7 protein-coding genes and 1 CRISPR repeat array are annotated in these 10,474 nt (G+C 67.7%); all 7 genes read right to left on the reverse strand.

Features of this window, described 5'->3' with window-relative positions; translation table 11 throughout:
* Positions 1 to 11 precede the first annotated feature (11 nt).
* Positions 12 to 1,019 (reverse strand): type I-E CRISPR-associated endonuclease Cas1e, encoded by a 1,008-nt coding sequence (gene cas1e, locus ACZ7LY_RS32435; RefSeq protein WP_471628348.1) that lies wholly within the window; start codon positions 1,017 to 1,019, stop codon positions 12 to 14.
* On the reverse strand, positions 1,016 to 1,702 hold the full coding sequence (cas6e, locus tag ACZ7LY_RS32440) for a type I-E CRISPR-associated protein Cas6/Cse3/CasE (protein ID WP_471628349.1): 687 nt from the start codon (positions 1,700 to 1,702) through the stop codon (positions 1,016 to 1,018). Before cas6e ends, cas1e begins: the two co-directional genes overlap by 4 nt.
* Positions 1,699 to 2,523: a type I-E CRISPR-associated protein Cas5/CasD gene (gene cas5e / locus ACZ7LY_RS32445; protein ID WP_471628350.1), complete on the reverse strand. Its 825-nt coding sequence runs from the start codon at positions 2,521 to 2,523 to the stop codon at positions 1,699 to 1,701. Before cas5e ends, cas6e begins: the two co-directional genes overlap by 4 nt.
* Entirely contained in the window at positions 2,520 to 3,695 is a 1,176-nt protein-coding gene (cas7e, locus tag ACZ7LY_RS32450; RefSeq protein ID WP_471628351.1) for a type I-E CRISPR-associated protein Cas7/Cse4/CasC, read from the reverse strand. The genes cas5e and cas7e overlap by 4 nt, the downstream gene beginning before the upstream one ends.
* A 25-nt stretch (positions 3,696 to 3,720) precedes the next feature.
* Positions 3,721 to 4,395: a type I-E CRISPR-associated protein Cse2/CasB gene (gene casB / locus ACZ7LY_RS32455; protein ID WP_471628352.1), complete on the reverse strand. Its 675-nt coding sequence runs from the start codon at positions 4,393 to 4,395 to the stop codon at positions 3,721 to 3,723.
* A gap of 28 nt (positions 4,396 to 4,423) precedes the next feature.
* Positions 4,424 to 6,034 (reverse strand): type I-E CRISPR-associated protein Cse1/CasA, encoded by a 1,611-nt coding sequence (gene casA / locus ACZ7LY_RS32460; protein WP_471628353.1) that lies wholly within the window; start codon positions 6,032 to 6,034, stop codon positions 4,424 to 4,426.
* 64 nt (positions 6,035 to 6,098) lie between these two features.
* Positions 6,099 to 8,828, reverse strand: coding sequence for a CRISPR-associated endonuclease Cas3'' (locus tag ACZ7LY_RS32465; protein ID WP_471628354.1), 2,730 nt, complete (start codon positions 8,826 to 8,828; stop codon positions 6,099 to 6,101).
* Between the two features lie 1,125 nt (positions 8,829 to 9,953).
* A CRISPR array of direct repeats spans positions 9,954 to 10,409; the repeat unit is 29 nt; unit sequence GTTCTCTCCGCGCGAGCGGAGGTGGCCCG.
* The last annotated feature ends 65 nt before the right edge of the window (positions 10,410 to 10,474 follow it).

Below are 10,474 nucleotides of genomic sequence, written 5' to 3' on the forward strand. Positions count from 1 at the left end.
CATTCGGCCGGTCAGGGTGTGGTCTCGGGCGTGTGGTTGGTGCCTCCGGGGACGGGCCCAGTGACGGGGTCCCAGAGGTCGACGAGTTGTTCGGCGCCTGCTTCCTCCTCAGGGTCGGACGGGGCGTGGTCGGGCGCCAGAAGCTTCTGGATGTCGCGCACGATGCGCGGCATGAGCCGGTAGAGGCGCAGATTGTCACGGAATGAGCGGCGGGCTTCTGCTTCGGGTTGGGTGGAGGAGTGGAGGGAGAAGGCGAGAGGGATGGTGAGTTCTGCCTTGTAGAGGTCGGCGATGTCGTAGACGAAGGACTGCTGGTTTCCGCTGTGGACGAAGCCGAGTGCGGGTGAGCAGCCGAGGGCGACGATGGCGGCGTGGGCGATGCCGTAGAGGCAGGTGTTGGCGGCGGACAGAGCCAGGTTGACCGGGTCTTGGGTGTCCCATGCTGCGGCATCGTAGGTGCGGCGGAATCTAGCGATGCGGTGTTGGCGGGCCAAGAGTTGGTAGAGGGCCGTGACGCGCTGTCCTTCAAGTCCGCGCAGTTGCTGGAGGTTGGTTCCGGGGTGAGTGTGTCCGGAGCCGAATCGGTGCTCGTACATGGCAGTAGCGACGGCGAGGCGGCGGGTGTCGTCGGCCCAGGCGCGGGCTTGGTGTTCGAGCCAGGGGGTGGTGAGGGTGCCGGGGACGGTAGCTGCGTAGCAGCGCACCCCTCCCATTCCGGTGATCAGGACGGTGGTGCCGTGGCGGGCGAAGGTGGCCATGGCTGGTGCGGTGATGGAGGTTCCCGGCCCCAGCAGGACGCAGGCGAGTGCGGCGGTGGGCAGGTAGACGGTTTCACGGCCGCGCTGTCCAGTGGTGATCTCGGCGCAGACGCCGGTGTCGTCCTGGTGGATGCGGACGATGTCGAGGTAGAGGAAGGAGAGACTGTCGATGACGCGGGGCAGCATGGCTACGGTCGGGGCTGCAAGACGGCGCCGCCCCCCGCCGTTGTGGTCGGGGGCCGGTGTGGTGGGGCTGGTCATCCGGGGTTCCGGGCGGGGGCGATGCTGAGCATTCCGCATCCGTATGCTTTGCCTCGGCCGATGCCGTTGCGGAGGGCTGTGCGGAGTTGGTCGGGGTCGATGACGGTGGCTGTGCCGTCGAAGCGGACTCTGTTGTGGCGCACCCGGTGGGTCGGCTCGTGGCCCTGGCCCGTCTTCTGGCCTTTGGGGTGTTGGTGGTCGTTGACGGCGTCGAGGGGCTGCGACTGAAGGGTGAGGGGTTTGAGTCCGGCGGAGTCGGCCTGGCGTTGCCACCATTCGTCGGCGGCTGCGCCTTGGAGTGCCACGACGGGTGGGAGGTTGTAGAGGGCGCGGGTGGTGGCGCCGGGCTTACGCACGGGGGACGCGGCGCACCGGTAGTGCACGGTGACGCCGGCCTGGAGTGCGTCCAGGAGGGGGTCGAGTGAGTGCGTGGACAGCTGCCCGTAGCCGTCGGGGAGTTTGTCAGCGTGGTCGGGAGGCTGGTTGGACTGGATCAGCAGGTGGGTGCCGCGTGGGGTGTCTTCGACGCGGAAGAGGACGCCGTAGTGTGCGCGGGCCTGTTCTGTGATGCCGTCGGGGAACAGGGACATCACCCTGCGGTGCAGAGAGGTCCCGCCGGCGGCGCCCAGTTCGCGCCGCGCCACGGTGGAGACGGGGGTGAGGCGGGTCAGCCACAGCGTCATCGGGTGCTCCTCTCCGGCTTGGCGACATGGGTGGCGATGTAGCGCTGGAGCTTCTCCAGATAGCCAGTGCCGAAGCCTTCGTACGACGCATGTGGAAGGTGGACGGCACGCCGATAGAGGGGGCGGGGGCGGTACTGGCGCGCGAGCGGTGCGAACGAGATCGGGTCGTCAGTGACTTCGCCGCTGTGGTGGTCACCGTCGCCGCGGTCTGAGGTATCGGAGTCCACAGGCAGTACGCCGAGCGGTCTGTCGCCGTAGAACTCGATCGCCTGCGGACCGTTGCGCGGCCTTTTGGCTGACAGCGGCAGCCGTGTCAGGTGGTGCAGTGGATCTTCTACCGCTCCGAGCAGGATCGGGCCCTCCGGCGGGCAGGAGCGGCGGCCCAGAAAGAGGGGCCAGTGCGGGTCGCGCAGGGCTGCGGCGCACGAGTGGAGCAGTTCCTGGTCAGCGGTGGTGAGGGCGAGGGTGAAGGCTGCGTCGGCGAGGTACTGGCGCTTGGACACCAGTGTGCTCTTGCCTTCGGCCCGTCGTTTGCCGTCGACGGTGATCACTGTTTCGTCGGCGGGCAGTCCGCCGCCGACGGTGTGGAAGTCGGACAGCACGACACCGGGTCGGTCGACCCGGACCGTCATCGACAGCGCTGTGAGGTCGTCCAGGGGTGCGTCGCGCGTGCGTCCTAAGCCTGCGGCCAGGAGGCCCACGATGCCGGACCTGGTGGGGAATCGGGCTGTGTCACGTCGCAGGTATTTGCTGTGTGTACCCCAGGACTGGAGCGGGCCTGCGAGGCGCAACAGGAGTCCGTGGGTGGGGCGTTGGGTCACTGCGGGGCCTCGGAGAAGGCGGCGTCGATGGCGGAGGTGACGAGTGCTGCGAAGGACGTGTGGCGTTCGCCGAGGTGCTCCAGCTTGTCGAATTCGAGGCAGGCGTGGGCCGCGTGCAGGACGCGGTCGGGGCCGAGGAGTGTGTTCGCGGCTTTGGCGTACTCGTCGATGCCGGCTACGGAGCGTGCGACGTAGCCGCCGTGTTGGGCGGGGCGCACGGGTTCTTCGAAGGCTGCGGCGAACGACAGCGGCCGGTCGGAGCGGACCGCGACGTGGACGAGGTGCGGGAGCGTGTGCGGGGCGGTGGAGTTCTTCTTCGCCTGCGGCAGGGACTCGATGAAGGAGAGCAGGAACTGGCCGGCGAGCTCGCGGGCGGCCTCTGCGGCGGTGTGGCTGTCGTCGCTCAGATTCTTGGTGAGCTCCTGGAGGTCGACTGTGGCGAAGCGGTAGTAGGTGCCGGTGCTGAACTCGGCCGTGCCCATGTGGCCGCTGCCGGTTTCCATGCCCTTCGCCTCGACGACATCGTCGACGGCTGCGAAGTAGTCGAGCTCGATCTCGGTGGTGTGGGTGGTGAAGGCGTGTGCGACCTGGACGGCGCCGTCGACGCCGGCCTGGTCCACCTCGGCGAGCATGCGCCCGAAGAGGTTGATCACGCCGTTCCGCTTCACAAGGATCTGGTCGATCTTCCCCTTCAGCGCGCTTTCGGGCTTCGTCTTCCCCTTGCCGGTGAAGTCGGTGGTGAGCTTGTCCTTGTGGACTTCGGCGATGTCGGCCAGGTCCTCGACAGCGTCTTCGGGGAGGTAGATGAGAGCGTTGGTGAGGACCTTGTTCAGGATGGGCTGCTTGTCTTTCCCTTTGGCCACCTCCCACTTGATGCTGCTGCCGGCCGCCACGTGCGCCCCGGCGCGGTCAGCGAGCGCCGGGTCCCAGCCTCGGCCGCGCAGCACGTCGGCGACCCGCTCGCCGATCCGACGCGTGCGCAGCGCGTGGTCACCGCATGTGTCCTGGAAGTGCTCGCGGATCGCGCGCTTCCAGGACTGGCTGGAGACACGGGTGCGCAGGGCGTCGCCGTAGAGCACGGTCTTCACCGAGTTCGTGTCGTCGCGGTTCAGGTTCGCGTAGGGCACGGGTTGGACGATGTGGATGTCGAGGAAGCGGGGCTTGAGGCCCATCGCGGATCTCCTGTGGGTGAAGGGGTCAGTCCTGTGCGGTGCCGGCGGTGATGCGGTAGAAGTCCTGGAGCCACCGTCGGCTGATGCGCCCGGACCGGTAGGGCCAGTCGACGAGGTCTGCCAGCAACTGGCCCCAGTCGATGGTGGTGTCGGTGGCGCGTACCTGGTTCACCGCGGCGGGGAGGTGCAGGTGGAGGCCACGGTTGCTCTGCCGTGTCAGGAGGTTGATGCGGCTTTCGGCGGCGCTCAGCCGCATGGACGTGCCCTTGGCGATGACGGCCTGCCCCAGTGCGGCACCGAACGAGCGGCCGTACCGGGTCGGCCTGAGCGCCGCAGGGTCATCGTCGCTCTCGCCGTCCTGTTCTGAAGCCGGTTCCTCCGCGCTGATTTGTCCCTCGACGGTGTCTTCGCCTTCTTCCTGTTCGGGCGAGAAGGCGTGTCGCGGCTGGGCTGCGATCAGCGAGGCCACGGTGTAGTGGGCCTGCGCCGTGATGTCGTCGCAGTCTTCTGGCAGGCGCGGCGTCAGCAGCCGATGCATGGCGCGTGTGCGCGGGTGGTCCATGTCGCGGCGCAGGCCCGCGCGCAGGGCGGCGCGGGCGCCGGGGTCGGTGCGGCACAGATACTCGATGCGGTCGGCGAAGGCGGCGTACGCGGCGCGGTTTCTCTGCTGCTTGGTCGCTTCATGGGCTTGGGAGTCCACGGTCTGTCCTCGGGTCGGCGGGTGACGGTCACGGCCTCTTTGTGGCCTTCTTCGTCTTTCGTTGCGCCGTCGCCTTGTTCGGGTCCTTCAGGGCGGCGAGGATGATCGCCTTCGCGCCGGCCACGGCCTTCGCGCCTCGCGGCGTACGGGTCACGGAGTCGGTCACCACTTCGTACGCGGCCAGTGCGTGCCGCCCGAAGGCCCGGCGCGCGGCCTCGAAGTCAAAGGCGGGATCCACAGCGTCGTCAGAGCGTGTCAGCTGCCGGAATCGTGACCAGAATTCGTCCTCTGCCGCCAGCCAGTATCGGGCGGCGACGGCGTCCAGCCATGCGCCGGGGTCATTCCTTTTGTCATCCGTGTACCGCAGCCAGGCTTCCTTGGTGGCCTTTTCCAGCAGGCTGCCGAAGAGTTCGCCGAGTTCCCGGAGTTGGCGTACGGGCCTTTCGGAGCTGACCACGTCTTCCTCCACGCGGGAGAGGAGTACGGGGGTCACGGAGTCGATGTACTGGTGGTTGGCTGCCTGACTGGGGTCCTGTTCGAAGCCGAGCGCGCGTACCCGCACGTATTCGCTGACGTCGAAGGCGTGGTCCATGACTTTGGGCTGGATGGGGCTCGCGTCGTCCAGCTGTTTGAGGAGAAGGGCGTCGAGGTCCCGCCACAGGGAGCGGGAGGATGACGCGAGCCGGGGGGACGTCTTCCCGTTCTTGTCGATGTCCCAGATCAGGTAGTCGTCTTCTGGTCTGATCCGCTCGGCGTTGTAGGCCCAGGTGATGTACGCGTCGGCGGTGTGTTCGCCGTCGTCGGCGGGGACGAGGTAGAGCGCATGCTGTGAACAGGCGGTAAGTCGTGAGCAGGGGCCTGAGGGCTCGGGCATCGGCTTGAGCGGGTCCGGGAGGTCGTCGCGCTCCCAGGGGCACAGGTCCCTCTGTCGGCTGACGCTGCTGTCCGGTGGGGTCAGGCCGGCCAGGAGCGTCAGGAACAGGTTGTCGCACTCTGGGTGGTACGACAGCGCTGCGCGCAGCGGTGAAGCCTTCCCGTAGTGGTGGCTCACCGTGTCGACGCTGCGAACCGAGGTGGTGCCGGGGGCTCCCCAGTAGTGCCAGGCAAGGAGCGAGAACGCTGTTTGTGAACGGCCGGGCAGGACGGGTGTTTCGTGGCTCCAGTGCCCGAACCAGGAATGGTTGTTGCCCGCTGCCCGGCTCATGACCAGCTTGTGGACCCCGGCGGTCTCGTTCCTGTTGCACTGGTCGGGCAGGCGAGGGTCCTGGAGCCAGGGGCGGTCGCGGTCGAACAGGTCGAAGCGGTGACTCCATTGGTCGAAGTAGCCGTTGATGCCGGCCTTGCGGCCATCGGGGAGTTCGATGCTGTGCTCGGTGAAGCCCCGCTCGAGGATGTCCTCTCGCCGGTCGCCCCAGCTTCCGGGCTCGGCCTCGTCCAGGCCGGTGATCCGGGCGGTGAGCGCGTACAGCACCCGCAGCAGAGCCGAGAGGGCCGGAGCTTCCGGGACCAGCAGGGTGCGAATCCCCCGGGCATGCAGGAACAGATCCCTGAGCCCCACTTCGGGTGGTCCTGAATTCTCCTCCACCCATGCGACCGGAATCCATGGATGGTCGATCAGATTGGATGCAGGCGTGGTCACGCCCCTCCTCCCGCGGCCGAACGTCCACCGCATGCTAAAAGGAGAGGAACGGGCTGGGGGCTGGTTAAGGCAATTGATCGACCGTCAGGCCGAGTTCACTCATGCGGAATCGGTGCTTCCCGCTGGTGTACATCCACTCGCCGTCCCCTTCGTCCAGGTTCAGCCGGAGGACCGACTCGAGGGCTGCCATGTCACGCCAGGTCTTGTTGGCATCCCCCTCCACACCCTCGACGAGGCGCTTGGGGACCGGGATCAGGTAGGGGACGAGCTGCCCCGGCCTTGGCCGCCTCTTCTTGCCGACGAGCTCGAGTTTCGACTCGGGCACTCCTGCTTCCAGCAGGTGTACGCGCTGCTTGTGTTCGTTCCACCCGGGGTACAGGCACACCACATGCACCGTTTCCTCGCCGAGCACCGAGGTGAGCAGGTCTGGCGTCATGCCGGGGTGGTCGCGGCTCAGCCGGAAGAGATCGCCGTCAAGTTCCCGAGGGCCGGGAACAGTGGCCCAGCCCGCGGTGCCTGTGGCTCTGCGTTCTTGGACCGTGCGACGGTTGTCGAGTTTGCTGAGCTCACTTGATGCAGACTCCTCCAGCCTGTTGACGAGCTCATCGGCGTAGACGTCATCCAGCAGCAGAGGCAGTGTTTCGGGCAGAGAAATCCTCCTGCCGGTCCCAAGGAGCACGACGGTGCGCTGAACCAGTGCGGCGTCGTCCCGTTCAGCGTTGCGGTCGGCTCGGAGCACGACGAGCCTCGGCTGGTCTCCTGTGCTCTGTGCCGCTCGCCCCATCAGGCTCGCGAGCGGTGCCGGTCCGGACACGACGAGGTCGAAATGCAGACCCCGGACATGCTCGAGCATCGGCGTCGTCACCAGCACCGCCGGACCAGGAACTCCACTGTTGCGGGCGAAGCCCCTCCGGCAGGCTGCCAGACGCTGCCATCGGTCCTTGTTGCTCATCTGCTCATGGACCAGAACGACATCGAGGCCGGGCAGGTCCTGGACGAGCTGCCGGAAGGTACGGATGGCTTCCGCCGGCGTCGACCGGTAGACGACAGCCCTCCCCCGGCCTGCCCTTGCCATGGGCGCAAGAGCCTCCTGGATCTCGTCGTACGGTGCGCCGTCGGCGACGTCGACGGTGAGCGTGCTGGAACGGACCGCCCCGCCAGGCTGCTCGGGCAGATGCCCGCCTCCAGAGCGAGCGTCCACGAACGACCACCCCGGCAGCCGGCGAGGCTGCTCCAAGGGTTCCCTTCCGCCCCCTGCGCCGCGGCGGTACGCCGTCAGCATCGCGTCCACCGACTTGTCCGCAGCCGTCGCCGCCAGGACCACCGGAATGCGCAGAGCAGCAGCCCATTCCAGGAATCGGAGCATCAGCTTCTGACCGAAGGCGCTGCGGGCATGGGCCTCGTCCACCACGACGACCTTGCCGGAGAACGCGAAGAGTCTCATCACGTTGAACTTCACCGGCAGGACCGCCTGCAGGAGTTCGTCCACCGTCCCCGTGCCCAGTGGAGCCAAAAGCGCGCGGTGATGAGCGTTCAGCCAGCTGTTCGCCGTCAGGGCCCACTCCTCCCCCGGCTCCGCGTTGACGGCGTCGGGTGCGTTGGCCCGCGCCCACTCCTCCATAGCTTCCGCCGGCTTCAACCGGGAGGAGCTGTGCAGCAGAAGCGCTCGCCAGGGCCCGGTCAGAGCCTGCTCGGCGAAGGCATGCACCTGCCCCATGTGGCTGTCCGCCGCCGTCCCGGTCGGCAGCGCATAGAACAAGCCCCGGGCGTTCGCCGCATGCCCGAGGACCGCGGCTGCACGAAGGGCCGCCTCCGTGCGTTCCTCCGACGGAGGAGCCGTCACGACCACCATGCCCGGCCCGTGCTCGGCCACGAGACCGGCCAACGGACCGGCAACGTCATCCGCCAGACCAGCACCACTCCCGCATCGAGCCGGATCTCGCGGTCGGGCAAATCCCGTCCCGAGCAGGTCCGTCTGCTGCACCAGGCGAGGCGCGGCCGCACGGGCGATCTCCCAGTAGGAGCCCAGGTCTTCAGGAGTTCCGGCCCACCCCTGTGGTCTGAGCCGGGTCTGAATCTCTCCCTCAATACTGGCCAGCCAGTCCGACAACACCACCATCCCTGTCAGGACCACAGCCGCTCCCGGCGTCATCCGACCCGTCGGAACCAGCTGCGCCCCGGTCACTCTGCGCACCTCCGCGAAGTGGATGCGCCGCTGTTCCTCCCAGCCGCCCGCACCCAGACCAGGATGACGGGCGACAGGGCACCTCAATTCCTTGTCACGAACCACCGGGTGATAGCGGCCACCGTGTCCTCCCAGCAGCTGCGCCACCGCGTGGCTGAGCCGGGACTGCGGACGCCGATTCGACGACGCGTAGCCGATCTCCTGGAAGGCCCCGACCAGCCACCAGTGCGCCGCCGCTTCATGCGACTGCCCGTCCTGAGCCGCGCCCGTATCGAACCCGTACCCCTCCTCACCAGTCAGCTCCTGCGCCAGAAGCGTCCCGTCCTTGTGCTTCGGGCCATCGCCGTGCAGCTGGAACGGCACACTGATCTTCCCGATGTCATGCAGCCCCGCCCAGAAAGCCGCCAGCGCCCGCGCCTGCGCATCCGTAACCTGCAACGCCTGCGCCACCATGCTCCGCTGGTGTTCGGTCAGCAGTTCGTCCCAGACGGCCTCAGTGACAGCTGCCGTGTCCAGCAGGTGACAGATCACAGGGTGCGTGCGGTGCGCACCGCGGGCATCCACACCCAGCCCGGCCGCCTTGCCCCACAGGCGAGAGTCCAGGGACATGCTGCTCCTCATCCAGATGTGACAGCCGCTGCGCTCCACGGGCAACCTGACCTGCACCCCGGCCGATCCAGACAAGGAATGCAGCCAATCGTGGATACGTCAACACGCCCTGTCCGTATAGTAGTTACTGCTGCACGCCTCCCTGGAGGTGCGCGGAACCCCATTGGCTCTCCAGCCGACTGCTGATCGAGACGAATGCACGACCCTCCCGAGGGACGGCGCAAACCTCGGCCCAGTAGGCGCTCTGGAGAAACAGTGTCCCGGTTCCTGCACAAGTTCATGCCGCGCCGCGAGGTCCTCCTCGAGGTCTCACGCGTGGCGGTCAGCACGGTACTCCGTGAGCTGATCCACGAACTCGTCAGCTGGCTCATCTGAGCCAACGGTGACGGACCCAGGGGTCCGTCACCACTTGAGGTCAACCCACCCGCTGCAGCTCCCTCGGCGCGGACGGAACCATCACCTCAGAACGCCGAGCCGCGATCGAGCGCGATCGGCGTATACCCAGGCACCAGCCCCGTCGCCCACACGGGCAACCCAACGGCCAACTCACCCGCGCGTCTCCGTCGTTGCGGCTGCCTGCCTGAGCTGGCCGGGCTCGCTCGGCTTGAACTCGTCGAATCAGACGTGGCCCCCTCCGCGCGAGCGGAATCATCCCGACGGCGCGTACCTCGTGAGCGGAATTGACGTGCCATCATCGCGCAAGCGAGCTGGCACGCGATTGGCATAGCGGCTCTGGCCGGGCCAGAGCCGCCGTCGCCTCCACGCCAGGGAGATGGCCCACGGCTGTTCCTTGTCAACTACATAGAGCGGCCCTCTCCGCAGTGTGCAACACGGTTCTCCCCCCATCAGCAGAAGCGGCCAGCCTGAAGGAGTTGCGGTCCGGCATTCTCTCCGCAAGAGCGGAGGTGGCCCAGTCCTCGACCAGCGCGACGGCCTCGAGATCACGTTCTCTCCGCGTGAGCGGAGGTGGTCCGTTCCAGGTGAAGAGGCTGCGGTGCACGACGGTGTTCTCTCCGCGCTAGCGGAGGTGGCCCGTCGCCGGGGCTGTCGTGCTGTTCAGGCTGTTCGTTCTCTCCGCGCGAGCAGAGGCCCATGGCCGAGTTCGTGTTGCGGTACTACGAGCTCGTTCTCTCCGCGCGAGCGGAGGTGGTCCGACCTTGGCGGTGGTGGGGCTGTTGCCGCCGGTGTTCTCTCCGCGCGAGCGGAGGTGGCCCGGACAAGAAGCGCCTGCTCGGCGGTGCGTTCGTGTTCTCTCCGCGCGAGCGGAGGTGGCCCGCGCTGGGGGGAGGCCAAGGCGGAGAACACGGCGTTCTCTCCGCGCGAGCGGAGGTGGCCCGTCCACCACACGACACCCCGGAGCCACCATGACGTTCTCTCCGCGCGAGCGGAGGTGGCCCGCCGAAGTCGACGGTCATCCACCGCGTCCACTGGTTCTCTCCGCGCGAGCGGAGGTGGCCCGGCGGACATGGGCGGTTCCTTTCGGTAGACGAGGTTCTCTCCGCGCGAGCGGAGGTGGCCCGTGACCCGCCGGTGTGTGGCCATGCTGCGATCCGTTCTCTCCGCGCGAGCGGAGGTGGCCCGCACGCGCACGCCACGGTCAAGATGGTGCTCCCTCGGTGGCTCACTTCCACCTTGTAGAAGCTCTC

The sequence above is a fragment of the Streptomyces sp. NPDC107550 genome, assembly GCF_055639095.1.